Source organism: Streptomyces sp. NBC_00122, assembly GCF_045160845.1.
Lineage (GTDB): Bacteria > Actinomycetota > Actinomycetes > Streptomycetales > Streptomycetaceae > Streptomyces.
The window spans coordinates 201,444-225,229 of record NZ_CP108191.1 but is presented as its reverse complement, the minus strand read 5'-3'; the positions used below and the strand labels follow the sequence as shown (position 1 = coordinate 225,229).

Annotated in this window: 22 protein-coding genes; 16 read left to right on the top strand and 6 right to left on the bottom strand. The window is 72.4% G+C overall.

Annotated elements, in window-relative coordinates; translation table 11 throughout:
• Nucleotides 1-42 precede the first annotated feature (42 nt).
• Nucleotides 43-1,539: a hypothetical protein gene (locus OG737_RS01045; protein ID WP_328924215.1), complete on the top strand. Its 1,497-nt coding sequence runs from the start codon at nucleotides 43-45 to the stop codon at nucleotides 1,537-1,539.
• Nucleotides 1,540-1,612: 73 nt separating this feature from the next.
• On the opposite strand, the gene OG737_RS01040 is transcribed toward OG737_RS01045, so the two are convergent.
• The gene (locus OG737_RS01040) at nucleotides 1,613-3,034 is read right to left on the bottom strand and encodes a SpoIIE family protein phosphatase (protein WP_328924214.1); all 1,422 of its coding nucleotides are present in this window, start codon (nucleotides 3,032-3,034) and stop codon (nucleotides 1,613-1,615) included.
• A 523-nt stretch (nucleotides 3,035-3,557) separates the two neighbouring features.
• On the opposite strand from OG737_RS01040, the gene OG737_RS01035 reads away from it, so the two are divergent.
• The 5 genes from OG737_RS01035 to OG737_RS01015 all read left to right on the top strand — a co-directional run bounded on the left by OG737_RS01035 (nucleotide 3,558) and on the right by OG737_RS01015 (nucleotide 10,664).
• Entirely contained in the window at nucleotides 3,558-5,768 is a 2,211-nt protein-coding gene (locus tag OG737_RS01035) for a molybdopterin cofactor-binding domain-containing protein (protein WP_405921083.1), read from the top strand.
• Between the two features lie 47 nt (nucleotides 5,769-5,815).
• A complete protein-coding gene (locus OG737_RS01030; RefSeq protein WP_328924212.1) occupies nucleotides 5,816-6,271 on the top strand; it encodes a (2Fe-2S)-binding protein in 456 nt (151 codons plus the stop codon).
• Between the two features lie 175 nt (nucleotides 6,272-6,446).
• The gene (locus OG737_RS01025) at nucleotides 6,447-7,874 is read left to right on the top strand and encodes a helix-turn-helix domain-containing protein (RefSeq protein WP_328924211.1); all 1,428 of its coding nucleotides are present in this window, start codon (nucleotides 6,447-6,449) and stop codon (nucleotides 7,872-7,874) included.
• Nucleotides 7,875-7,925: 51 nt separating this feature from the next.
• Complete coding sequence (locus OG737_RS01020; protein WP_328924210.1) at nucleotides 7,926-9,875, top strand: APC family permease; 1,950 nt, start codon at nucleotides 7,926-7,928, stop codon at nucleotides 9,873-9,875.
• 33 nt (nucleotides 9,876-9,908) lie between these two features.
• Nucleotides 9,909-10,664 (top strand): MOSC domain-containing protein, encoded by a 756-nt coding sequence (locus OG737_RS01015; protein WP_328924209.1) that lies wholly within the window; start codon nucleotides 9,909-9,911, stop codon nucleotides 10,662-10,664.
• A 3-nt stretch (nucleotides 10,665-10,667) separates the two neighbouring features.
• Here OG737_RS01015 and OG737_RS01010 read toward each other — a convergent pair whose 3' ends face one another.
• Nucleotides 10,668-11,873 (bottom strand): PucR family transcriptional regulator, encoded by a 1,206-nt coding sequence (locus OG737_RS01010; RefSeq protein ID WP_405921082.1) that lies wholly within the window; start codon nucleotides 11,871-11,873, stop codon nucleotides 10,668-10,670.
• Nucleotides 11,874-12,083: 210 nt separating this feature from the next.
• On the opposite strand from OG737_RS01010, the gene OG737_RS01005 reads away from it, so the two are divergent.
• Nucleotides 12,084-12,647 carry a TetR family transcriptional regulator gene (locus OG737_RS01005; RefSeq protein ID WP_328924207.1) on the top strand — a complete coding sequence of 188 codons (564 nt, stop codon included), beginning with the start codon at nucleotides 12,084-12,086 and terminating at the stop codon, nucleotides 12,645-12,647.
• Nucleotides 12,648-12,701: 54 nt separating this feature from the next.
• On the opposite strand, the gene OG737_RS01000 is transcribed toward OG737_RS01005, so the two are convergent.
• A complete protein-coding gene (locus tag OG737_RS01000; RefSeq protein WP_328924206.1) occupies nucleotides 12,702-12,983 on the bottom strand; it encodes a hypothetical protein in 282 nt (93 codons plus the stop codon).
• A gap of 189 nt (nucleotides 12,984-13,172) precedes the next feature.
• On the opposite strand from OG737_RS01000, the gene OG737_RS00995 reads away from it, so the two are divergent.
• The 7 genes from OG737_RS00995 to OG737_RS00965 all read left to right on the top strand — a co-directional run bounded on the left by OG737_RS00995 (nucleotide 13,173) and on the right by OG737_RS00965 (nucleotide 20,109).
• Nucleotides 13,173-13,418 carry a helix-turn-helix domain-containing protein gene (locus OG737_RS00995; protein ID WP_405680419.1) on the top strand — a complete coding sequence of 82 codons (246 nt, stop codon included), beginning with the start codon at nucleotides 13,173-13,175 and terminating at the stop codon, nucleotides 13,416-13,418.
• A 160-nt stretch (nucleotides 13,419-13,578) separates the two neighbouring features.
• Entirely contained in the window at nucleotides 13,579-13,998 is a 420-nt protein-coding gene (locus OG737_RS00990) for a hypothetical protein (protein ID WP_328924205.1), read from the top strand.
• The gene (locus OG737_RS00985) at nucleotides 13,995-14,780 is read left to right on the top strand and encodes a transcriptional regulator (RefSeq protein ID WP_328924204.1); all 786 of its coding nucleotides are present in this window, start codon (nucleotides 13,995-13,997) and stop codon (nucleotides 14,778-14,780) included. The genes OG737_RS00990 and OG737_RS00985 overlap by 4 nt, the downstream gene beginning before the upstream one ends.
• A gap of 71 nt (nucleotides 14,781-14,851) precedes the next feature.
• A complete protein-coding gene (locus OG737_RS00980; protein ID WP_328924203.1) occupies nucleotides 14,852-15,298 on the top strand; it encodes a roadblock/LC7 domain-containing protein in 447 nt (148 codons plus the stop codon).
• 71 nt (nucleotides 15,299-15,369) lie between these two features.
• Nucleotides 15,370-15,744, top strand: coding sequence for a hypothetical protein (locus OG737_RS00975; RefSeq protein ID WP_328924202.1), 375 nt, complete (start codon nucleotides 15,370-15,372; stop codon nucleotides 15,742-15,744).
• A 169-nt stretch (nucleotides 15,745-15,913) separates the two neighbouring features.
• Nucleotides 15,914-19,495 (top strand): bifunctional glycosyltransferase family 2 protein/CDP-glycerol:glycerophosphate glycerophosphotransferase, encoded by a 3,582-nt coding sequence (locus tag OG737_RS00970; RefSeq protein WP_328924201.1) that lies wholly within the window; start codon nucleotides 15,914-15,916, stop codon nucleotides 19,493-19,495.
• 125 nt (nucleotides 19,496-19,620) lie between these two features.
• Entirely contained in the window at nucleotides 19,621-20,109 is a 489-nt protein-coding gene (locus tag OG737_RS00965) for a VOC family protein (protein ID WP_328924200.1), read from the top strand.
• On the opposite strand, the gene OG737_RS00960 is transcribed toward OG737_RS00965, so the two are convergent.
• Nucleotides 20,106-20,846 (bottom strand): Sir2 family NAD-dependent protein deacetylase, encoded by a 741-nt coding sequence (locus tag OG737_RS00960; RefSeq protein ID WP_328924199.1) that lies wholly within the window; start codon nucleotides 20,844-20,846, stop codon nucleotides 20,106-20,108. The genes OG737_RS00965 and OG737_RS00960 overlap by 4 nt on opposite strands.
• 221 nt (nucleotides 20,847-21,067) lie before the next feature.
• Between OG737_RS00960 and OG737_RS00955 the strand changes: the two genes are divergently transcribed.
• Both OG737_RS00955 and OG737_RS00950 read left to right on the top strand, forming a co-directional pair.
• A complete protein-coding gene (locus OG737_RS00955; RefSeq protein WP_328924198.1) occupies nucleotides 21,068-21,499 on the top strand; it encodes a hypothetical protein in 432 nt (143 codons plus the stop codon).
• A gap of 89 nt (nucleotides 21,500-21,588) precedes the next feature.
• Nucleotides 21,589-22,446 carry a GNAT family N-acetyltransferase gene (locus OG737_RS00950; RefSeq protein WP_405921081.1) on the top strand — a complete coding sequence of 286 codons (858 nt, stop codon included), beginning with the start codon at nucleotides 21,589-21,591 and terminating at the stop codon, nucleotides 22,444-22,446.
• A gap of 74 nt (nucleotides 22,447-22,520) precedes the next feature.
• Here OG737_RS00950 and OG737_RS00945 read toward each other — a convergent pair whose 3' ends face one another.
• Together OG737_RS00945 and OG737_RS00940 are read right to left on the bottom strand one after the other, a co-directional pair.
• Entirely contained in the window at nucleotides 22,521-22,964 is a 444-nt protein-coding gene (locus OG737_RS00945; protein WP_328924196.1) for a subtilase-type protease inhibitor, read from the bottom strand.
• Between the two features lie 302 nt (nucleotides 22,965-23,266).
• The gene (locus tag OG737_RS00940) at nucleotides 23,267-23,728 is read right to left on the bottom strand and encodes a cyclic nucleotide-binding domain-containing protein (RefSeq protein ID WP_328924195.1); all 462 of its coding nucleotides are present in this window, start codon (nucleotides 23,726-23,728) and stop codon (nucleotides 23,267-23,269) included.
• Nucleotides 23,729-23,786: the final 58 nt, after the last annotated feature.

Here is a 23,786-nt window from a genome sequence, read left to right as displayed (position 1 = left end):
GGCGGGCTAATGTCAACTCAGCCGAGAACCTGGGGGCTTGACGTGAGCAAAGGTCCGAACACCCGCTTGAACGACCTGTTCGGCCTGGCCGGCTGGTCGAAAGGCGAACTCGCGAGGATGGTCAATCGGCAGGCGGCGGCCATGGGCCACCCCCAGCTGGCCACCGACACCTCGCGGGTACGGCGCTGGATCGACATGGGGGAGTCCCCGCGCGAACCGGTGCCCACGGTACTGGCAGCACTGTTCACCGAGCGGCTCGGTCGTGTCGTGACCATCGAGGACCTCGGGTTCGTACGGCAGCGGCGCACCAGCAGAAGGCAGCCGGACGGGGGTCAGGAGAACCCCGACGGAATGCCATGGGCGCCCGAACGCACAGCCGCGGTCCTCACCGAATTCACGGGAATGGACCTCATGCTCAACCGTCGCGGTCTGATGGGCGCGGGCGCCGTGCTCACCGCCGGCTCCGCCCTCACCAACGCCATGCACGACTGGCTCCACACCGACCCCGCCCTCGCCAAGGAGACGCAGCGCTTCGGGGGCTCTTTCCAGGCCGACCCCGCGGGCTACGACCGCTACGAGGCCGCGCCCATCGGCTCCCAGGAGATCGAGGCACTGGAACGCTCCGTCGAGGTGTTCCGTGCCTGGGACGCCTCCAGAGGAGGTGGCCTCCAGCGCAAGGCGGTCGTCGGCCAGCTCAACGAGGTGGGCGGGATGCTCGCCTACCACCACCCCGACCACCTCCAGCGGCGGCTATGGGGGGTGGCGGCCAACCTCGCCGTGCTCGCCGGCTGGATGTCCCACGACGTGGGCCTCGAACCCACGGCGCAGAAGTACTTCGTCATCGCCGCGCACGCCGCGCGCGAGGGCGGCGATCGGCCGCGCGCTGGCGAGGCGCTGTCCCGGGCCGCGCGCCAGATGGTCCACCTCGGCAAGCCGAACGAAGCCCTCGACCTGATGAAGCTGGCCCAGTCGGGCTCCGGCGAGCAGACCCTGCCGCGCACCCGCGCCATGCTGCACACCATCGAGGCCTGGGCGCAGGCCGCCATGGGCAAGGGCCAGGCCATGCGCCGCACCCTGGGCGAGGCGGAGGAGCTGTTCGTCTCCGACAAGGGCGACGTACCGCCGCCGAGCTGGATGCAGCACTTCGACGAGGCGGACCTGCACGGCATGCAGGCGCTGGCGTACCGTACGCTCGCCGACCACGACGCCACGGCTGCGCCGATCGCCGCGCGCCACGCCAAGGAGGCCCTGCGGCTGCGCGGCGACGGCTACCAGCGCTCGCAGATCTTCGACTACATCTCGATGGCCTCGGCCTGCTTCATCGCCGACGATCCCGAACAGGCCGACCGCTACGCCCGGCTGGCCCTGGTGTCGATCAACGAGACCTCCTCGCACCGGACATGGGACCGGCTGCGCGAGATGTACCGGCTCACCGGCCAGTACGCGGGGTACGCGCGCATCGAGGACCTGCGCGAGGAGATCGAGCTGGCCCTGCCCGACATCCCGGCACCGCGCAGCCCGCGCGGTACGGAGGTGTAGTGGCCGGAGGCGAAAGGAGACGAGAAAGGCCGCGCCTTCCGGCGCGGCCCTGAACCCTTACGGCTGTTCCCGCTCAGGAGCCGACCCGGGCCACCAGCACGCAGGCGTCGTCCTCGCGCTCGCTCTCGCCGAACTCCTCGATCACCATCCGCACACAGTCCTGTGCCGACCGCGCCGCCGAGAACCGGGGCGCGAGCGCCAGCAGCCGCTCGGCTCCGTCGGCCCGGCTGAACTCGATGCTGCGCGGCGTCAGCCCGTCCGTGTGCAGGACGAGTACGTCGCCGACCTCCAGTCGCTCCTCGGCCTGCCCGTACGAGGCTCCGGAGGTGGCGCCGAGGAGGACGCCCTCCGGCGGTGCCAGGGAGCGGCCGGAGCCGTGGCGGAAGAGCAGGGGGGCGGGGTGTCCGGCCTGCGCCCAGGAGAGCGCGCGGCGCACGGGATCGTACCGGCAGCACACGGCCGAGCCGAGCGCGGGCTGTACGGAGGTCTCCAGGAGCTGGTTCAGCCAGCCCATCAGGGGGCCGGGCTCGATGCCGGCCATGGCCATGCCGCGCAGGGCGCCGAGCATCATCGCCATCCCGGAGGTCGCGGTGACCCCGTGCCCGGTCAGGTCGCCGACGGTCAGCATCGAGCGTCCGTCGGGGAGTTCGAGGGCGTCGTACCAGTCGCCGCCGATCAGTGCGCGGGTCGCCGACGGCAGGTAGTGCGCGGCCACGTCGAGCGAGCCCGAGCTGCTGTACGGGAACCGCAGGGAGCCGCGCCACGGGGGGAGCACGGCTTCCTGCAGCTCGACCGCCAGCCGGTGCTCGGTCTGCGCGATCTCCCGCTGGCGCTGCAGCGAGTCCCGTGACTCGCGCACCGCCCGCTGGCTCCGGCGCAGTTCACTCACGTCCCGCAGCACGGCCCACATGGATGCCGTGCAGCCGTCGGAGTCGAGTACCGGCTCGGCTCTCATCTGCAAGGTCCGGACCCTCCCGTCGGCCCGGACGATGCGGAACTCACCGTCGATCGGTTTGCCGTCCACCAGGCAGGCGGTGACCCACGCGGTGAGCAGCGGCTGGTCCTCGGAGAAGAGGGTGGAGCCCAGTTCGTCGAGCGGGAGCGCGCCCGACTCGGGGGACCGGCCGAAGATCTGGAACAGCTCGTCGGACCAACTGACCTCGTCCGTCAGCAGGTTCCACTCGGCGCTGCCGACGCGGGTCTGCGCCTCGGGCCCGGCTTCGGGGGCCGCCGAGGGGAATTCGACGGTGTCGGGCGCGGGCGGCAGGCCCTCCTTGAGCTGGCCCAGGTGCTCGCGAAGGTCGTCGAGGTGGTGGACGGCGAGATCACACAGCGCGCGCTGCCAGCGGCCCTGGGCGTCGTCGTCGTCGACGACGGTGTCGCGGCGGACCGCGTCCACTTCACCCCGAAGGCGCCGGGTCTGCGAGATCAGTGCGTCCACCGACCCCGGCTCGGGTGGTTGCGCGGGACGGTCCGCGAACAAGTGGGACGGCATGAGAACTCCGATACAGGCGCGGCACGGCCAAGTCTGGAGGAAGAACCGGTTACGACTGTGGCACAGGCCGCGACGGCCTGTAAGGAGTTTGGCAACATCCGTTAAGGACTTGCATGTGGCATATGCCAAGGGCCTTCCGGTATCGCTTCGCCTGTACGAATACTTCCGGCCACCCGCTGTGGGGGCGGCGTTGGGCGGAGGTTGGCACCGGGAGATCTCCGCAGCCGGGTGCCCGGCCGCCTGGTGGACGTGCTGGACCGCGCCGGCCGAGGGGGCCCCGGAGTCGTCCACCCGTGGCTTGAATCCTGCTGCTCCGCGGCGGTTCGTCGTGTGTACGCGCGAGGTGTGCGAGCGGTCCGGGCCGTGGGGCACCGGTCACCCCTCCGGTGCGGTACCCCTCGAACGAAGGACCCCGCTCTGCGCTTCCGCTTCCCAGCCCGCGCGGCGATCGCTACCCTACGTGTCGGTAACGAGCCGGGGGAGGTCCGCACACGGGCCCGTGCAGGGGTGGGGACACAGCATCATGACCGGGCGGAGCCGCCGTACCTTCCTCACGTACCTCGTCGCGGCGCCGACGCTGGCCCTCGTCACCCGGGCCGGGGCCGACGCCCTCGCCCCGCAGCCCGCCCACGCCGTGGTGCCGAGCCTGCCCGCCATCGCCGACGTCATCGACCTCGGAGACCTGTTCATCCTGGCGGGCGCGCCCACCTCCGCCCTGCTGGCGCTCGCCGTCGAGGCGGACGGGACCATCCGCTTCCGGCTGCCGCGCGAGGAGGTGGGCCAGGGCCTCACCACCGCCGTGGCCATGCTGGTCGCGGAGGAACTCGACGCGCCGCTGGCCGCCGTACGCGTGGAACTGGACGACGCGCGGCCCGAGCTGGTCTTCAACCAGCTCACCGGCTCCTCCAACTCCATCCGCTCCCTCTACGGGCCGGTCCGGCAGTGCGCCGCCACCGCCCGGGCCCGCCTCGTGGCGGCCGCCGCCCGCCGCTGGGGCCTCTCCGCGGCCACGCTGACCACCGCGAACGGAGCGGTCCGCGCCCCCGACGGCCGGACCGCCGACTACGGCTCCCTCGCCACGGCCGCCGCCGACCCGGGCCTGGTCGTCCCCGGCGCCACCCCGAAGAAGACCGCGCAGCACACCCTCGTGGGGCGGCCGACCAGCCGGGTCGACGCCCGCGCCATGGTCACCGGCGCCCAGCGGTACACCCTCGACCTCGACGTGCCCGGCGCCAAGCCCTGTGTGGTGCGCCGCCCGCCCACCCTCGGCGGCAGCGTGAAGTCCGTCGCCAACACCGCCGCCGTCCAGGCCATGCCCGGGGTCCTGCACGTGGTGACCGTCCCGACCGGGGTCGCCGTCGTCGCCGAGACCTTCGGTCAGGCCCTGAACGCCAAGGCCGCCCTCCAGGTCACCTGGGGCCCCGGCCCCGCCGACGCGCTGTCCGACACGCAGATCCGTACGAAGCTGCGCGCCGCGACCCCGCCGCTGCTGGTGCCGCCGCTGCTGACGCCGTACGTGGACGCCGAGTTCGACTTCGCGTTCGTCAGTCACGCGCCGATGGAGACCAACTCCGCCGTCGCCGACGTGACCGAGGACCGCGCCGAGATCTGGTCCGGCCTCAAGTCCCCCATCGTGGCCCGCGAGACCATCGCCGCCGACCTCGGCCTGCCCCTGGACAAGGTGAAGGTGCACGTGGTCCAGGCCGGCGGATCCTTCGGCCGGCGGCTCTTCTTCGACGCCGCCCTGGAGGCCGCCCGGATCTCCAAGGCCTGCCGCCGCCCGGTCAAGCTGATGTGGACCCGTGTGGACGACACCCGGCACGGCCGGATGCGCCCCGCCACCCACCACAAGATCCGGGCCACCCACCTGCTGGGCGAGGTGCTCAGCTTCGAGCACCGGGTCGCCGCCGCCGAGACCGACTTCCGGCACGGGCTCGGCGAGATCATCACCGCCACGGCGGCGAGCCTGCCGCTCGGCATCGGCAACGCGACACTGGCCCAGACCCTCTTCCTCACCACGGTGAAGTCCCCGTACCACTTCGGTCTCACCACGCAGGCCCTCACCGAGGTGCCGACCGGCATCCCCACCGGCTCCTGGCGCTCGGTCTACTCGGCCAACACCCGCGGGGCCGAGGAGATCGTGGTCGACGAACTGGCCGCGGCGACCGGCAAGGACCCGTACCGCTTCCGCCGCACCTTCCTGAAGACCGGCGCCCAGCGCGCCGTGCTCGACAAGGCGGCGACGGAAGGACGGTGGGGGCGGCCGATGCCCGCGGGATGCGCGCAGGGCATCGCCTTCCACGAGGAGTACAAGTCCCGCACCGCCTGCCTCGTCGAGATCGACACCCGCGACCCGGAGCACGTCCGCGTGACCAAGGCGGTCATCGCCGTGGACGTGGGCCTGCCCGTGAACCCGCGCGGCCTGGAGGCCCAGATGATCGGCGGCCTCACCGACGCCATCTCCACCACCCTGCGCGCCGGCCTGCACCTGGACAAGGGACTACCGCTGGAGGGCAGTTACAGCCAGTTCCACTGGGCGAAGCAGCGCGACACCCCGAGCGAGGTACAGGTCCACGTCCTGCCGGCCACCGGGGAGGAGCCGGGCGGCGCGGGCGAGCTGGGGGTCCCCGCGGCGGTCGGCGCGATCGCCAACGCCTGGGCGCGGGCGACCGGTTCCAAGCCGCGCGGCTTCCCCCTCGACTTCGACGTCGACTTCACCCCCTACCCCCGTTGAGCCCCGCAGGCCCACAGATCCCCGCAGCCACGAACCAGGAGTACGCCGTGCCCTCCCACACCTTCACCGTCAACGGGCGGAGCGTCACCGTGGACGCGCCCGACGACCTGCCCCTGCTGTGGGTGCTCCGCGACATGCTCGGGGTCAACGGCCCCAAGTACGGCTGCGGCGTGGACGTCTGCAAGGCCTGCACCAGTCATCTCGACGGCACCGACATCCGGCCGTGCGTGGTGCCCGTCTCCGCCTGCGCGGGGAAGTCGGTGACCACCATCGAGGGGCTGGCGAACGGGGACGAGCTGCACCCGGTGCAGGAGGCCTGGCTCGAACAGGACGTCGCCCAGTGCGGCTTCTGCCAGCCAGGCCAGATCATGGCGGCCGTCGCACTGCTCAAGCGGAGCGCCGAGCCGACGGACGAGGACATCGACGCCATCGCCAACATCTGCCGGTGCGGGACGTACTTCCGCATCCGGGAGGCCATCCGCAGCGCGGCCGCCAGGATGTGAGCGGCGGCGGACCCCGGTGCTTCCCCCGTACCGGGCGCTTCGCGCCCCCGCCGGGATCCGGCCGCTCGTCACAGCGTATGCGGGTGGAGAGCCCTCCGCAGGGTGCGCTGTGCCCAGTGACGGGCCGAGACGGGTATCACTGCGCACAGTGTGCGGCGGATGGTTGAATGCGGCCGTGCCCCGGTCCGACGACATCCTCAAGGTCCACAGGCTCGCCCACGCCGGAGGCTCGGCCGCGCTGCTGGGGTGGCTCGCCGCCCGCCTGGGCGGGTGGGCCGGTGTGGTGGACGCCGACGGGCAGGGGCCGGGGCCCGAGTCCGCCGTGCGGGGCGCCGCCGAGATGAGCGCCCGCGGCGTACGGTCGGCCGTCCTGCACCACGGCGGCTCCGCCACGCTGCTGTTCGCGCTGGACGGCGGGCGCGCGCTGGCCGCCGTACTGGAGCAGCCGCAGCACCCCGGCGCGGCCACGCTGCTCGCGGACGCCGCCGTACCGCTGGCCCTCGTACTGCGCGCCGAGGAGGCCGCGCGGCGGGAGGAGCGGGCCCAGCTCGCCGAGTCGCGGGCCCGGGAGGCGGTGCTGCACCTGCTGATGAACGGGCGGCTCTCCGTCGCCCACCAGATCGCCGAGACGCTGGGGTCCTCGCTGCCCGAGCCGATGCGCATGTACGTCGTGGAATGCCGGACCGGTCGGCGCGGTGAAGTGGCCCGGCGGTGCGAGGAGCTGACGGGCGGCCGGGCCTGGATCGTGCGCTGCCCGGCGTACGTGCGCCACCTCATCCTCCTCGTCCCGGCGGACCTGGCGGCTGCCTCGGCCGACCACGACTCCCTGGCCGTGGCGCTGGTGGAGGTGGCCCCGGACTGCGCGGTCGGGGTCAGCGGGGAACTGGGCCTGCGCGAGGCCCCGGCCGCCTACACCCAGGCCTTCCACGCCCTGGCCGTCGCCCGCGGCCGGAGCGAACGGCACGCCCGCTTCGGGCCGGGCCCCGAACTGGCGCTCGCCGCCCACGGAGCGGGGGCAGGCTGGGCCGAGGCCCTGCTGGCTCCCCTGCACACCCACGAGCCCCGGCGCCCCCAGGACCCCGGGGCGCAGGAGCTGCGGGCCACCGCTCACGCCTGGCTGAACTTCACCTCGCACGCGACCAGGCTGCTGAAGATCCATCGCAACACCCTCGCCGCCCGGCTCCGCCTGGTCGAGACGCTGCTCGGCCTGGACCTCGCACGGCTCGCGGACCAGGCGGCGCTCTCGCTGGCGCTGCGGCTGACCTCGGGCGGTCCGGGGGGCGGGGGGCAGGGCGCGGGCGCGGCGCTTGCCCCGGACCTCGACGAGGTGCTGCGCGATCCACGCCTGACCGCGTGGGCCCGTTCCCATCTGGGCCCGCTGACCGGACCGGACGCTCCGTCCGGCGCCCGCGAGACCGTCCGCGTCTGGCTGGCGCACGACGCCCAACTCGTCCCGGCCGCCGGGGCGCTGGGCATTTCCGTGCCGGGCGCCCGCAAGCGGCTGTCCCGCGTGGAGGCAGTTCTGGAACGCTCCCTCCTCCAGTCCCCGAGCGCCCGCCACGACCTGTGGCTGGCGCACCGGGCGGAGGAGCTCGCCGGGTGACACAGGCGGCAAAAGGGAAGACCGGCGCAAAACGTCGACGATCATTCCTCCATGAGGCGCATCAATGCGAAACGCGTACTGGTCGGTGAACCCCTCGACACCGCGCGCCTGGGGGAAACCCTGCTGCCCAAACGGCTCGCCCTGCCGATCTTCTGCAGCGACCCGCTCTCCTCAGTGGCCTATGCCACCGAGGAGATCCTGCTGATCCTCGCCCTCGGCGGCGTCGCGCTGCTCCACCTCACGTGGTACGCGGCCGCCGCCATCGTCTTCCTCCTCGTGGTGGTCGTCGCCTCCTACCGGCAGACCTGCCACGCCTACCCCGGAGGCGGCGGCGCCTACGTCGTCAGCTCCGAGAACCTCGGCCAGACCGCCGCCCTGACCGCCGCCAGCGCCCTGCTCGTCGACTACGTGATGACCGTCGCCGTCTCCGTGGTGTCGGGCGTCGACGCGATCACCTCGGCCATCCCGGCGCTGAGCGGCCACGCGGTAGTCCTGTCGGTGGGGTTCGTGGTGCTGCTGACCCTGATGAACCTGCGCGGTGTGCGCGAATCGGGGCGCGTCTTCGCCATCCCCACCTACGGCTTCGTGCTCGTCATCTACCTCATGTTCGCCTGGGCCGCCGTCCGCATGGCGACCGGCGACACCATCCGCGCGGAATCCGCCGACCTGCCGATCACCGCGGTCGGCACCTACACGGGGATCGCGCTCGTCTTCCTCGCGATGCGCGCCTTCGCCTCCGGCTGCACCGCCCTGACCGGCGTCGAGGCGATCAGCAACGGTGTCCCCGCCTTCCGGAAGCCCAAGGCCGGGAACGCGGCGACCACCCTCGCCGCGATGGGCGTGCTCTCGGTGACCATGTTCATGGGCATCACCGTGCTCGCCATGACGTACCAGGTGCACGTCGCGGCCGACCCCACCGAGCTGGGCCTGCCCCCCGGCACCCCGACCTCCACCGCCCTCGCCCAGATCGGCCGGGCCACCTTCGGCAGCTGGCACTTCCTCTTCTACCTGCTCCAGGCCGTCACCGCCGGCGTACTGATCCTCGCCGCGAACACCGCCTTCAACGGCTTCCCGATGCTCGCCTCGATCCTGGCCAGGGACCGGTACGCGCCGCGCCAGCTCTTCAACCGGGGCGACCGGCTCGTCTACTCCAACGGCGTGGTGCTCCTCGCGCTCACCGCCATCGCCTTGATCGTCGCGTTCGACGCCGAACTGACCCGCCTCATCCAGCTCTACATCATCGGCGTCTTCGTCTCCTTCACCCTCTCCCAGGCGGGCATGGTCCGGCACTGGCGCAGAGAACTCGCCTCGCCCGCCACCGCGAGCGAGGAGCGGGTGCACATCCACCGCCGGCTCGCCATCAACGCGGTCGGCGCCGCCCTGACCGCCCTGGTCCTGGTCATCGTCCTGACCACCAAGTTCACGCACGGCGCCTGGCTGGTCGTCATCGCCATGCCGCTGCTCTTCCTCGGCATGAAGGGCGTACGCCGCCACTACGACCAGGTCGCCCGCGAAGTCGCCATCGCCCCCGGCGCGAAGCCGCGCAAGCCCGCCCGCCACCACGTACTGGTCCTGGTCGCCTCCGTGCAGGCCCCGACCCTGAAGGCGCTCGGCTACGCCCAGGGCCTGCGCCCCGACACACTGACGGCGGTCACGGTCGCGGCGGACGAGGAGGAGGCGGGCCGGCTGCGCGCGGCGTGGGCCGAACACGCTCCGGGCCTCCCGCTGAAGATCCTCCACTCGCCGTACCGCGAGGTGGTCCGCCCGATCCTGGCCCACGTCGAGGAGCTGGTGGCGGACGGCCCGGCCGACATGCTGTCCGTGGTGATCCCGGAGTACGTGGTCGGCCACTGGTGGGAGCAGCCCCTGCACAACCAGAACGCGCTGCGGCTGAAAGCGCGGCTGCTGTTCACCTCGGGTGTCGCGGTGATCGACGTGCCGTACCTGCTGCAGTCGGCGAAGCCCGCGGACACCCCGCTCGCCCCGGTCACGCCGAAATGACCGGTACTCCGCGGGCGCGCTACCGTCGCCACCGTGGCGGAACTCATAGGTGTGATCGAGCGGTTGTGGCGGTACCCGGTCAAGTCGACCGGTGGCGAACGGCTGCGCAGCGCGGAGGTCGACCGGCGTGGCCTGGTGGGCGACCGGCTGTACGCGGTACGGGGCGCGGACGGCAAGTTCGGCTCGGGCAAGAACACCCGCCGCTTCCGGCGCATGGACGGGCTGCTGCACCTGAGCTCCCGCTATCCGGAAGGCGACCGGAGGCCGCAACAGCCGCAGGAACGGCAGGAACGGCAGGAACCGCGGCAACCGGAGCTGATCGACCCTCATGGACGCAGGGTGGCCGATCCCACGGCCTACCTCCGCGCGTACCTCGGCCGCGACGATGTGGAGCTGGCCCGCGAGGGCGGGATCTCACACTTCGACCAACTGCCGCTCAGTGTCCTGACCACGGCCACCCTCGACTGGATCCGCCAGGAGGTACCGGACGTACCGATCGACGAACGCCGCTTCCGGCCGAACATCCTCCTGCGCACCCCGCCCGGTACCCCGCCGTTCGTCGAGGACGGGTGGATCGGACACCAGGCCCGCACGGGAGACACCCTTCGCATCGAGTTCCTGCGCTCCAGCGAGCGGTGTGTGATGACCAACCAGGCCCAGCGGGACCTCCCACACTCGTCACGGATCCTGAAGGCCATCGCCGCGGCCCACGACAACCGGCTCGACGCGCTCGCCGGCGTCATCGCACCGGGCACCGCCCGTGCAGGGGATCCCGTACTGCTCGCCTAGGGCTCACTTCGGGTCCACGCGGCCACGGGGTGCCTGTGGTGCCGGGGTCCGCTGGACCACCGCCGCGTGGGCGAGCGCCAGCTCCACCAGCTGCCGCGGGTCCGACAGGGAGCGCCCCGTCAGCTGCTCCACGCGGCGCAGCCGGTTGGAGACGGTGTTGCGGTGGCAGTACAGCCGCTGCGCGGCGAACGTCGTCGAGCCCTGACAGGCCAGCCAGGTGCCCAGGGTGGTCAGCAGCAGCCGGCGGTCCTCCGCGGGCAGGGCCAGCACCGGCCCCAGCACCACCTGCCGCAGCCGCCCGGCGAGTTCGGCCTGGCCCGCGACCAGCGCCCCTGGCAGTCCTTCGTCCAGCAGGGCGGTGCGCGGGCCGCCGGTCTCCGGGGCGGTACGCAGCGCGAGGACGGCCAGCCGGTACGCCCGGGCGAGATCGGCCGGGGCCTCCACGACCGGGCTGACCCCGGCGCGGACCCCGAGCGGCGCGAGCAGTTCCCGTACGGACTCCAGCGGGTGGTGGCCCAGCTCCACCAGACCGGTCTCCGCCTCGGCACGGACCCGCCACAGCACGCGCAGGTCCCCGGCCCCCGCTCCGGGTCTTTCCCCCGCCCGGGCGGCAGTGTCCGGGGCCACCACGACCACCGCGAAGCGGCCGCTCTCCGGCAGCCCCAGCTGCGCCGCGGCCTCCGGGGCAGCGGGAGCCGCGGGGGTGGCCGCGCCGTCGAGCAGGGAGTCGAGCAGGGCCGCGCGGCGCTCCCGGTCACGGTCGGTGCGGGCGGCCTCCGTACGCCGGTAGGACTCGGACGCGGCGTCCGTCATCTGGTCCAGTACGTCCCACAGCGCGGTCGCGCCCGGCACGAGGCGGGGCAGCGCCGCCCGGTCGTGCGAGGCCACGGCCTCGGTGAGGGCCGCCCAGAGCAGCCGCCCGCCGCTGCGGTAGCTGCGCAGCAGCGGGGAGAGCGGCAGTCCCAGCTCGGCCCGGAGCGTGCCGGCGGCCCGGGCGTCGGCGAGCTCCACCGGCAGGCCCCGGGAGCTGCGGACCAGGCCCTCGACGGCCTGGCGGAGGTCGTGGTGGATCCGTTCGCGCAGCGCGGCCCGGCCGAGCGGGGCGGCGTACGCGGGATCCTCGGCCAGCGTCCGGTCGGCGAGCCGGTCCGCCGCCAGGGCGAGCCGGCGTGCCAGGTCCTCGCGTATCTCCTCGATGATCCGCTCCATGACGCGCAGCCTGACACGGGGGAGGGGGCGGTGGGGAGGGCCAGGACCGGGCGCATCCGTATGCGTGTACGCATCCGCTACCGTGAGCGGAGCACTGCGCTTGCAGTGCTCACCGGTCTCCGGGGCGGCTCGCCAGGACCCGCACCCGCCGTACCGCCCGCCGCTCACGACCCGCCGCCCACGGCCACCGACGAACCCGAGGGACCGCTCATGCGCCAGAATCCGCAGCGCCGCGCCGCACTGCTCGACGCCGCCATCGAAGTCCTGGCACGCGAGGGTTCCCGCGGCCTGACGCTGCGCGCGGTGGACGCCGAGGCGGGCGTGCCGACGGGCACCGCCTCGAACTACTTCGCCAACCGGGCCCAGCTGCTCGTGCAGATCCTCCACCGCACCCGGGAGCGGCTGGTCCCGGACCCCGCCGACCTGGTCGGCCCGCTGGACACCAAGGTGCTGCTCGGTCAGCTCCTGGACCGGATGCGGCGCGAGCGCAGCGTGCACATCGCGATGCTGGAGCTGCGGCTGGAGGGCACCCGGCGCCCCGAACTCCAGGCGGAGCTGGCAGGGTTCCAGCGCGCCGAGCTGGAGGCGAACGTCAGCTGGCACCTGGAGTCGGGCCTGCCGGGGGACCGGCAGGGGGTGGTGCTGCTCTACCTCGCGATGCTGGGTCTGATCGTGGACGACCTGACCGTGCCGACGCTGCTGGAGGCCTACCCGGTGGAGACGCTCATAGAGAAGATGGCCGAGCGCCTCCTCCCGGAGCGGCCCGCGGACTGACCTTCCCGCGGACTGACCGGCCCGCCGCACGCCGGGTCGGCAGGGTCGGCCGGATCAGCCGGCGAAGTCGCGGATCACCTGGCGGGCCAGCGCGGCGCGGGCCGGAGCCAGTTCGGCGCTCACCTCGTCCTGCCTGGATCCGTCGCAGACGACCTGCTGCGCAAGGCGCCGCCGGACGGACGCGATCCGGCCGGATTCCGGGTCCGGCGCGCCTGGGTCCACGTTCCAGTCGCAGGCCTCGCACCATTCGACGTAGCGTTCGTCACGGGGTACCGCGGCCCCGCACTCCGGGCACTCCCGGGCCGGTGGCGCCGCCACCCCGATGCCGGTCTCCATGATTCCCTCCCCGCCGCGGTCCCCCTGGATCCGAGGTCGGGGCGGCATAGGTGCCGGTTCCCCGCCTGTCGCAGCCGGGCCGAGGTGCGGTGATCTTATGCTCAGGTTTACGCGAGTCAGCTGGTTTTGCGGCTGGTGAGGGACTTTGATGGGTTTGCCAGGCCTCGTACCGGAGCAGGGGGACCACCCATGGGCACCGAGCAACACAGCCAGAAGGACAGCACACCCACCCTGATCGGTTCCGTGCAGCGCGCGCTGCGCCTGCTGGAGGCGATGTACGCGGAAGGCGGGGTGACGGCCAAGCGGCTCGCCCGGCTCACCGGCATCCCGCTGCCCACCGTCTACCACTTGCTGCGCACCCTGAGCCATGAGGGCTATGTGCAGCGCGAGGGCGGCTCGTTCCGGCTGGCTGACGATCTTCCGCTCGCTTCGTGATCAAAAGTGGACGGGTTCCGGCCAAGCTCTCGCGCCCGTCCGTGCATGTTCCAGCGGAAAATGCCAGAACGCCCTTTCGGGGTGTGGAAGTTGAGTAAGTTCCCTCCTGTCGCGCCGTACGACCGTGCACTCCGCACGTCCGGCCGGGAGGGGAGCCCGCGTGCCCGGGATCGACGAATGCCTGCTCGAAGCCATGGCCCTGCCTGGTGCGCGGGGGGCCGCGCTGGTCGACTGGAGCAGCGGACTGGCCCTCGGCACCGCCGGGGACTCGCCCGTGGGCGATCACGAGACCACCGCCGCCGAGACCGCCGAGCTGGCCCGGGCGGCCGCCGAGTACGAGTCCTTCGCCCCGGCGGAGGCCGAACGGATATCCGGTGACGGGTCCGGCATACCGCCCGCCGGCCCGCCCGTCGAGGACCTGATCGTCACCACCCGCACCGGCTACCACGTGCTGCGCTTCGTCGAGACGAGCTTCGACAGCAGTGTCTTCCTGCACCTGTGGCTCGATCGCACCGACGGCAATCTCGCCCTGGCACGCCACAGGCTACGCGCCCTCGCCGAGGGGCTGGTGCTCAGATGACCATCCCGGTCACCACTGCGGGCGTCGCCGTCTCCCCCCTCCTCACCCGGCTCGCCGCCGAGCGCGCCACCGGCGCGTTGTTACGTGACCGGGGCACCCTCTTCCTGGAGAACGGCCGCATCGTGCACGCCGAGAGCCCGGCCACTCCCGGCCTCGACGTACTGCTCACCACCGGAGGCGGCCTCGCCCCCGAGCGCTGGCGCGAGGCCGTGGACCGGGCCGGCGCCCGCCGCCAGGTCGCCCGCTTCCTCGTGGACAGCGGCGGTCTCGCGGGCGGGGAGCTGGAGATCTGCCACCTCGCCGCCATCTTCGACGCCGCCTTCTTCGCGCTCTCCCCGGGCAGCGGGCCCTCCCGCTTCCGCCGCGGAGCCACCCACTGGATCGGCTCGGTCCGCTCCGTCCCGGCCGCCGCCGTGGAGCGCGAGACCCGGCGCCGCCGGGAACTGCTCGACGCGGTCTGGCCGTACCCCCTGCTGGACACCTCACCGGTCGTGCCGAGACAGGCCCTCCCCGGCCAGACGATCACAGCCCGGCAGCGGATGCTGCTGCACCAGGCGGACGGTGTGCGCACCCCGGCGGACCTCGCGTGGGTACTCGGCCGACCCGCCTTCCACACACTGCTCGACGTACGGCGCCTCGCGGCGGCCGGACTGGTCGAGACCCCGCACGCACCGGCCCCGCCGCCGGTCGTGGACCCCCTGCCCGACTGGATGACCCAGGCCCAACCCCCGGACGTGGCGCTGCTCCGCCGGTTACGCGACGCACTGGAGGCAAGCCTGTGAGGCTCCCGCTGCGACCGGCCCTGCGCGCCGACCGCTCCGAGCGGAGGCAGCCCGAAAGGAGAAAGGCCGACATGAGCACGGTGCCTCCCGAGGCGGAGGCCGAGATACTCGCGGAGCTCCGCAGGCTGCGGGCCCGCGTGCCCCAGCTCACCGGCGCCCTCGCCGCGAGCGCCGACGGCCTCGTACTCGCTCAGGACAGCGCCGCCTCCGAGGCGGAGACCGTCGCGGCACTGACCGCGGCCGCCCTCGGTGTCGCCCAGCGCCTGAGCGACAGCACCGGCCAGGGCGGATTCCGCGAGCTTCTCGTGCGCGGTGAGTACGGCTACGTGGCCACCTACGCGGCGGGCGAGGCGGCCGTCCTGACCCTGACGGCGGAGCCGCGCGTCAATGTCGGCCGGCTCCACCTGGAGGCCCGGCGCTCCAGCGTGCGCGTGGGCGAACTCATCGACCGCACCCTCGGGCGGCGGGGCTCCGGCGTTCCGCCCCTTCCCCCGCTGCCGCCCGCTCCGCCCACCTGACGCCCTGCAGGGCGACACCAGACTGCACCGCAACCAGAACAGCCACAGAGAACACGAAAGAGGAACCACTCATGGCAAACGTCGAGACCTGCCTCAAGGAATGCACCACAACCATCGACGGCGCGCTCGGCGCCGCCCTGGTCGACTACGGCAGCGGCATGGCCCTCGGGACCATCGGCGGTGGCAAGGACCTCGACCTCGCGGTAGCCGCCGCGGGCAACACGGACGTGGTCCGCGCCAAGGTCCGCACGATGGAGATGCTCGGCCTCAAGGACGAGATCGAGGACATCCTCATCACGCTGGGCGGCCAGTACCACCTGATCCGCCTGCTGAAGGGCCGGGGCACCTCGGGCTTCTTCTTCTACCTCGCCCTCGACAGGGGCCGGGCCAACCTCGCGATGGCCCGCCACCAGCTGAAGAGGATCGAGGCCGATCTGGAAATCTGAGCCAGGACCGCGTCGTCGAGGTGGCGGGCGGCTTAAATCTTTGCCGTCCGCCCCGGCGATCAGCTGTGGTATGCCCGATAAGGGAGGAGTTCATGATTCTGCCACCTAGTAGGATGCTGTGAGCAGCTGATCATCGATAAAGCACCAATCGCTGGAGAACCCGCCACCCATGCCCCCGCGCCTGAGCATCGTCGTCCCCGTCTACAACGTCGAGCTCTACCTCGACGAGTGCCTGGAATCCATCGCCGCTCAGACCTTCGGCGACTTCGAGGCCATCCTCGTGGACGACGGGTCCACGGACACCAGCGCCGTCATCGCCAAGGCCTTCGCCGCGCGGGACAAGCGCTTCCGGGTCGTGATGCAGGAGAACGCCGGCCTCGGCGCCGCCCGCAACGTCGGTGCCCGGCACGCCCACAAGGACAGCGAGTACCTGGCCTTCGTCGACAGCGACGACACCATGCCGGACTACGCCTACCAGCGGATGATCGACGCCCTCGACGAGACGGGCTCGGACTTCGCGGCCGGCAACGTGAAGCGCTTCCGCTCCGTCGGCATGCAGCAGTCCTGGGGCCACCGGGCGGCCTTCGCCAAGACCCAGCTGAAGACCCACATCTCCAAGTTCCCGGCGCTGGTCACCGACCGCACCGCGTGGAACAAGGTCTACCGGCGCACCTTCTGGGACGAGCACGGCTTCCAGTACCCGGAGGGCATCCTCTACGAGGACGCCCCGGTCAGCATCCCCTCGCACTACTTCGCCTCCAGCGTCGACATCCTCAGTGACTGCGTCTACCACTGGCGCGTCCGCGAGACCGGCGAGCGCTCCATCACCCAGCGCTCCACCGACCCGGTCTCGCTCATCGACCGCGTGACGTCCGTCCGCCTGGTCCGCGAGTCCCTCAAGGCCAAGCAGGGCGCCAAGTACACCCGCTACCTGCGCGACTACGACTACAACGTACTGAGCGAGGAACTCCCGCTCATCTACAAGTACGTCGGTGAAGGCGGCGCCGACTTCCGCGCCGCGTTCGTCAAGGAGGTCGGCGGCCTCGTCCGGGAGATCGGCACCGGCCCCTGGTCCGACCTGACCGTCGCCGACCGCCTCAAGGCGTTCCTGGCGAGCGAAGGCCGCGTCGAGGACTTCATCGCCCTCCAGGATCACCAGCGCGACTACCAGTACAGCGTGCCCGTCAAGGGCATCGCACGCCCGCAGGCGGACTACCCCTTCCTGCAGGGCCGCCCGCCGGTCCCCGCCAAGATCCTCACCCTCGGCCCGCGCGAGCGCCGCGTCGTCAGCCGCGTGGAGCAGGCTGCCTGGGCCGACGGCAAGCTGCTCCTGCGCGGCTACGCCGTGCCCGGCCACCTCGGCGCGGAGAGCCGCCTCGGCTCCCGCAAGATGCTGGTGTTCCGCGAGGGCGGCAAGCGCCGCCGCTCGGTCGTCAGCGCCCGTACGGTCGCCTCCCCGATGGCCACCGTGAACGCCCACCACCTCGCCCTGAGGCACGCCGACTGGGCCGGCTTCACCGCCGTCGTCGACCCCTCGGTCTTCCAGTCGGGCGGCACCTGGCGCGAAGGGATATGGACCACCTCCATCGCCGTCACCGGAGCCGGCGGCCTGCACCGCGCCCGCCTCAAGGGCGGCGAGAACGACACCGGCCAGAACCCGCCCGCGCACTGGGTGGCCCCGGACGTCCGGATCGTTCCGGCCGTCTCCGGCTCCCTCACCATCCAGGTGGAGATCGTCCGCGCCCGCGCCCTGGAGGTACGACCCGACGGCGACGACGCCGCCCTGATCAGCGGCGAGCTCTCCGCCCAGATCGACGGCGCCGCCACCCTGCAGGCCGTGCACGTCAGCACCGGCACCATCCTCACCTTCCCGCTGGAGACCGCCTCCGCGGCCGGCGTCGGCCGGATCCCGTTCACCGCCCGTGTACCGCTGGCCGAGCTGGCCGCCGTACCGGACGCCCCGTGCGAGCCCGGCGAGTGGACCCCGGAGCCGTGGAGCCTGTCCGTGCTCGGCGCCGACGGCACCGAGCACCGCCTGGCCCACGACGAGCGCGGCGGTTTCAACGGTCTCGTCCTTCCCCTGCCCGGCGAGGACGCGGACCGCGTCCTGTTCGCCAAGCGCGGCAACACCGGACACCTGACGCTCTCCGTGCAGCCCTCGCCGCCTCTGATCGACACCGTCGAGACCAAGGACGGCACCGTCACCCTGAAGGGCCGGTTCACCGCACCTACCGACGAGCCCTACGAGCTCGTCCTGCACAACGCGCACGGCGTGGAGTTCAGCTACCCCGTCACCCGTGACGGCAACGGCTTCGAGACCACCTTCGAGCCCGTGCTCCCCGAGCCGTACGCCGGCCGCACCACGATCCCCGAGGGCCGCTGGTGGCCCACGCTGCGCCCGGCCGCCCAGGGCGGAACCACCGCGGGCCTCCTCGGCGTCGACCGCGGCGCTCCCGTGCAGATGGGCCCCGGCCTGCTCTTCGCCGGTCCGCACCCCCTCACCACGCACGGCCGCCGGATGCGGGTCGAGACCCGCTTCTACGACCGCATGGTGCTGGTCGCCGACCCGCTGCTCAGCCCGCACGACCGCTCCCGCTACTCCCAGCGCGTGGCCCGTTTCGAGACCTACCCGGCGCAGCGCGCCCTGCCGGTCAAGGACGTCGTCATCTACGACACCTTCCAGGGCAACGGCGCCGGCGACTCCCCCCGCGCCATCCACGAGGAACTGGTGCGCCGCGGCGAGAAGCTGGAGCACATCTGGCTGGTCCGCGACGGCCGCGCCGAGGTGCCGGCGACCGCACGCGCCGTGCAGCACGGCAGCCTGGAGTGCTGGGAACTGCTGGCCCGCGCCCGTTACTACGTCACCAACGACACCGTGCCGGCGCACTTCGAGCGCCGCGCCGGTCAGGTCGTCGTCCAGACCTGGCACGGCACGCCGATCAAGCAGATCGGCCACGACTTCGTGCACGACTACTACACGAGCCCGGAGATCCTGGAGGGGCTGGCGCACGACAGTGCCCAGTGGACCCTGCTCGCCTCCCCGAGCTCGTACGCGACGCCCCTCCTCAAGCGCGCCCTCGGCTACGACGGCGAGGTCATCGAGGCCGGCAGCCCGCGCACGGACGCACTCGTGCGGCCCGACGCCGAGCGGATCGCCGAGGTCCGGCGGCGGCTCGGCCTGCCCGAGGGCAAGAAGGTCGTCCTCTACATGCCCACGTGGCGCGAGAACTGCGAGGGCTGGTCCGGCGGCTACAAGCTCGACCTGCGGATCGACCTGGAGCAGGCGCGCCGTGAGCTGGGCGAGGACCACGTCCTGCTGGTCCGCGGCCACCACCACGTGGGCGAGCAGGTCCGCGAGGGCGTCCGCGACGGCTTCGTCGTCGACGTCTCCCGCTGGCCCGACGCCGCCGACCTGCTGCTCGTCGCCGACGTGCTGATCTCGGACTACTCCTCCGCGATCTTCGACTTCGCGCTCACCGACCGGCCGATCCTGCTCTTCACGTACGACCTGGAGCACTACAAGGGCACGCTGCGCGGCTTCAACTTCGACCTGGAGGAGAAGGCGCCCGGCCCGCTGCTGGCGGACTCGGCGAGCCTGATCGAGGCCGTACGCAACGCCGACACCGTCGGCGAGCAGTACGCGCAGGCGCGGGCGGCGTTCCGCGACGAGTTCTGCGACCTGGACGACGGCCGCGCCACCGAGCGTGTCGTCGACCGCATGCTCTCGATGGGCGCGCAGCCCGCGAAGTAGGCCGTACGGGCGAAATCCCGGCCGAACACAGAAAGGCCCCGGGCCCACCGATGAATTTCGGGCCCGGGGCCGGTCTGTATGTGAGGAACGGTAACCACCGTCCACACACGGGCCTGGAGGCAGAGATGAGCGGCAACGGTTTCACCACGTGTCTGTGGTTCGACGGCGACGCGGAAGCGGCCGCGGACTACTACGTGTCCGTCTTCAAGGGCGGCAAGATCGGCCGGACCAGCCGCTACACGGAAGCGGGCCCCGGGACGCCGGGCGCGGTGATGGTCGTCGAGTTCGAGATCAACGGGCAGAAGTTCGTCGGTCTCAACGGCGGACCGCAGTTCCCCTTCACGGAGGCGATCTCCTTCCAGATCCACTGCGCCGATGAGGCCGAGGCGGACTACTACTACGACGAGCTGACCAAGGAGGGCGGACAGGAGTCCGCCTGCGGCTGGGTCAAGGACAAGTTCGGGGTGTCCTGGCAGGTCATCCCGCCGGGCGCCATCGAGGTGATCGGCGATCCGGACCCGGAGCGGGCCGCCCGCGCCACCGCCGCCATGATGAAGATGAAGAAGCTGGACGTGGCGGAGCTGCGCCGGGCGGCCGACGGGTTCTCGGGCTAGACCGCTTCCCGGCTGGCGGAGATCCGGGCCAGGAGCGCGGGCAGGGCGGTCCCGATCGGCTCACGGACCACCTCGTCGGCGAGCGGGTCGTACGGGGTCTCTTCGGCGTTCACGATGATCAGCCGGGCTCCGGCCTCCGCCGCCATCCCGGCCAGGGAGGCGGCGGGCTGCACCTGGAGCGTCGACCCGACGGCGATGAAGACCTGGCACCCCTTGGCCACCGCCATCGCCTGCCCCAGCACCTGCGGGTCGAGCCGTTCGCCGAACATCACGGTCGCCGCCTTGAGGATCCCGCCGCACCGCCGGCAGGCGGGATCCGGCTCCCCGGCGGCGACCCGGGCCAGCGCCTCGTCCATGTCCGACCGGACATGGCAGGCGGTGCACACCACCGACCGGGCGGTGCCGTGCAGCTCGAACACCTTGCGTGCGGGCATCCCGGCGAGCTGGTGGAGCCCGTCCACGTTCTGTGTGATCACCCGCACCGGGGTGCCGCCGCGCTCCAGCTCCGCCACGGCCAGGTGCGCGGCGTTGGGCCGCGCCCCGAGTGCGCCGAGCTCGGCTCGCATCAGCCAGGACCGGCGCCGGATCTCCGGATCGGCCATGTAGTACGCGTAGGTCACGAGCTTCTCGGCGTCGGGCTCACGCCGCCACAGACCTTGCGGCCCCCGGTAGTCCGGAATCCCGGAATCGGTGGACATCCCGGCCCCACTGAACACTGCGACGAGCGGTTTCCCCATGCGCCGAGCCTACGTACGGGTCCCTCGCGGCCGCGACCGCATTTATCCGTTCACCCGTCTGCCGTCAGCCTGCCGCCCGTCTGCACCTCCCGCCGATCGGGGCGGGGACCCGTGCGCCCGGGGGCCGGAGGGCCGTTTCTGCGGTGAATCCCGGCCTCCACTGGGGTGAGATCCGGGCCGGGCCCCTGCCCTCGACACCGGCAGGCGGGTACAAACCGGGCATGAAGCTCAAGCCGTACAGCCTTGTCGCCCTGCTGCTGACCCTGCCGGCGCCGGTGGCCCTGTCGTCCGTTCCCGCTCTCGCCGCGCCGGTGGCCGTCCCGGGGCCGCCGCGGCACAACGAGGAGGCGATCAGTCACTTCCTCGCCGCCTTCTACGGCGAGCACGGCCCGTCCCGCCAGGACCGCGAGAGCCGTGTCTCGCAGGTGCTGAAGGACAGACAGAAGGACACCCCGGAGGTCGACGTCCTGCTCTGCGCGCAGAACGAACCGAAGGACATCACCGTCGGCCCGGTCACCGTCGCCCGGGCGGCCGCCGTCGGCTGGGCCACCGTCACCACCCACTGGGAGTCCGGGCACACCGACACCTTCACCGCCTACGTACGCCTCGACTCCGAGCCCATCCGGCTCGACGACGTGATCTGCGCGGGCTGAGACCCCCGCGCGCCGCGGCCGGGCGCCGGCTCCCGGTGGCTCATCAGGCCCTGCTGCACGTCCTTCGGCCGTCTGGTACAACACCGGGCATGACGGGATTCGAGATCACCGGCGCGAGCGCCGCCGACATGGAGATGATCCGCGGCTGGGCGGCCGAGGAGGGCTGGAACCCGGGAGACACGGACCGGTTCGCCTTCGCGGTCGCCGACCCGGAGGGCTTCCTCGTCGGCCGGCTCGACGGCGAGCCGGTGGCCTGCGTCTCAGCGGTCCGCTACGGCGAGGGCTTCGGATTCATCGGCTTCTACATCGCCCGGCCCGCCTTTCGCGGGCAGGGGTACGGCATCAGGCTCTGGCATGCCGCGATGGAGCGGCTGGACGGGCGGCTCATCGGGCTGGACGGGGTCGTCGAGCAGCAGGACAACTACCGTAAGTCCGGTTTCCGTCATGCCTGGAACAACGTCCGCCACGAAGGTGTCCCGCAGGGCGCTGGTGAGGGCGCCGGTGAGGGCGCCGGGGTCGACGTGGTCGACGCGGCCGCGCTGCCCTTCGGGCAACTCGCGGCCTACGACCGCCGGTTCTTCCCCGAAGCGCGCGACGCCTTCCTCTCCGCCTGGACCGCTCTGCCGGGCCGGACGGCGCTGGCCGCCGTCCGGGGCGGCCGGATCGAGGGGATCGGCGTCATCCGGCCGTGCAGCGGAGCCTTCCGTATCGGCCCCCTCTACGCGGCCACCCCCGGCGTCGCCGCCACCTTGCTGCGGCGGCTCGCCGAGCACGCGCCGGGCGGTCTGGTCTCCGTGGACGTGCCGGACGCGAACCCGGAAGGCATCGCCCTCTTCGAGGGCCTCGGGCTGGTCCCCACCTTCGAGACCGCAAGGATGTACACCGGCCCGGCCCCCGAGGTGGAACTGGCCGGGATCTACGGGGTCACCAGCCTCGAACTGGGCTGACCCCGCGAGGTGACCGCGGCCGGGCGGCTGTCGACGTGCCGCCCGGCCGGTCACCGCACTGCGCTGAGCGTGCGTCAGAAGCCGAACAGGACGCCGTTGGCGCTGCGCAGACCGCACGGGTTGCCGAAGGTGTGGTCGTAGTTCAGCCGACGGCCCTGCCACACCCCGTCGGCCGTGACCGTCATGGGGTTCCACTCCCTGGTACACGCCGTGTCGGGCCCGGGCGCCGCGAGGACGTCGAGCCGTGCCGCGTTCGCACGTAATTCGGCGCACGCGCCGGCCGGGTTCGGGTGCGTCCCGCCCGGCGTCGGCGCGCAGACCAGCGTCACCGCGCGCAGTACGGTACCGGTCGCGGCGTCGTCTCCGGCGGTCACCCCGAGCACGAGCGCGGACGGGGCGTAGAGGCTTTCCGCGCCGGAAGGAGCGGCTCCGGCCGTCCCCGGCCAGGCCAGCGCAGTGAGCGCGGTGAGCGCCATGGCGGCGGAACCGAGCCCGAGACCCCTGGTGATGGACCGCATTTCGAACACTCCCTTGGGTTGTTGTTTCGGATAGCGGACAGAGTCTTGCCGACGCGGGCCGTGAACGCCCGTTCGGACCCCCATTTTTCGTCACCGATCGTGTACGGATGACTGCAGACCGCAGCGGTGTGACAGGGCCTGACCTGTGCGGGAGCAGGCCGCCGAATCGGCTGAACAATGGCCGGGAGACACGCGTGAAACCTTTGCGAAAGGCCCCGGAGGCCGTCCGGGACCCCCGCTGGGCGTCCGCAGCGGCATGGTGATCCCGTGGGGCGCCCTCGGCGCGCTAGGCCCGGACGGGCCTAGCGCGCCGAGGCGCGCGGGGCGTAGAGGTCGAGGAGACGGGTGCGGGTCTGCTGCAGCCGAATGGCGAGGACGCGCCCGACCCAGTGGCCGATCGCGGATCCGAAGGCGGGGTCGGCGTCCATGAGCAGCCGCACGCGCGTGCCGTCGAACTCGTACGCCCGCACCGGCGTCATCGCCTCGGCGCTCAGCTGCCACACGTACGGCGGGAACAGCCACGACCAGCCCACCAGCTCACCGGGGCCGAGGTTCTCCACGGGCGTGGGCCTGCGGCCGCCGGGCACGGGGATCTGCAGGGTCACCGTGCCGGAGCGCACGATCCAGAAGGACTCCGCCACGGAGCCTTCGGCGAAGATCCGGGCGCCTTCGGGGAAATTGACCTCGCGGGCCTGGGCCATCAGTCGGCCACGATGCTCGGCGGACAGCACGGCAGCCATCCGGACGGGGGAAGGTGTGCTCACGACGGCCTCCGATCACGACCCCCCGCGGCGCACTGCTACCCCCAGTGTCGCCGACATG

Coding starts and splice junctions, on each gene's coding strand:
- OG737_RS01040 (WP_328924214.1), bottom strand. CDS start 3,034: ATGCCGTCCCACTTGTTCGCGGACCGTCCCGCGCAACCACCCGAGCCG.
- OG737_RS01035 (WP_405921083.1), top strand. CDS start 3,558: ATGACCGGGCGGAGCCGCCGTACCTTCCTCACGTACCTCGTCGCGGCG.
- OG737_RS01020 (WP_328924210.1), top strand. CDS start 7,926: ATGAGGCGCATCAATGCGAAACGCGTACTGGTCGGTGAACCCCTCGAC.
- OG737_RS01010 (WP_405921082.1), bottom strand. CDS start 11,873: ATGGAGCGGATCATCGAGGAGATACGCGAGGACCTGGCACGCCGGCTC.
- OG737_RS01005 (WP_328924207.1), top strand. CDS start 12,084: ATGCGCCAGAATCCGCAGCGCCGCGCCGCACTGCTCGACGCCGCCATC.
- OG737_RS01000 (WP_328924206.1), bottom strand. CDS start 12,983: ATGGAGACCGGCATCGGGGTGGCGGCGCCACCGGCCCGGGAGTGCCCG.
- OG737_RS00995 (WP_405680419.1), top strand. CDS start 13,173: ATGGGCACCGAGCAACACAGCCAGAAGGACAGCACACCCACCCTGATC.
- OG737_RS00985 (WP_328924204.1), top strand. CDS start 13,995: ATGACCATCCCGGTCACCACTGCGGGCGTCGCCGTCTCCCCCCTCCTC.
- OG737_RS00980 (WP_328924203.1), top strand. CDS start 14,852: ATGAGCACGGTGCCTCCCGAGGCGGAGGCCGAGATACTCGCGGAGCTC.
- OG737_RS00975 (WP_328924202.1), top strand. CDS start 15,370: ATGGCAAACGTCGAGACCTGCCTCAAGGAATGCACCACAACCATCGAC.
- OG737_RS00970 (WP_328924201.1), top strand. CDS start 15,914: ATGCCCCCGCGCCTGAGCATCGTCGTCCCCGTCTACAACGTCGAGCTC.
- OG737_RS00965 (WP_328924200.1), top strand. CDS start 19,621: ATGAGCGGCAACGGTTTCACCACGTGTCTGTGGTTCGACGGCGACGCG.
- OG737_RS00960 (WP_328924199.1), bottom strand. CDS start 20,846: ATGGGGAAACCGCTCGTCGCAGTGTTCAGTGGGGCCGGGATGTCCACC.
- OG737_RS00955 (WP_328924198.1), top strand. CDS start 21,068: ATGAAGCTCAAGCCGTACAGCCTTGTCGCCCTGCTGCTGACCCTGCCG.
- OG737_RS00950 (WP_405921081.1), top strand. CDS start 21,589: ATGACGGGATTCGAGATCACCGGCGCGAGCGCCGCCGACATGGAGATG.
- OG737_RS00945 (WP_328924196.1), bottom strand. CDS start 22,964: ATGCGGTCCATCACCAGGGGTCTCGGGCTCGGTTCCGCCGCCATGGCG.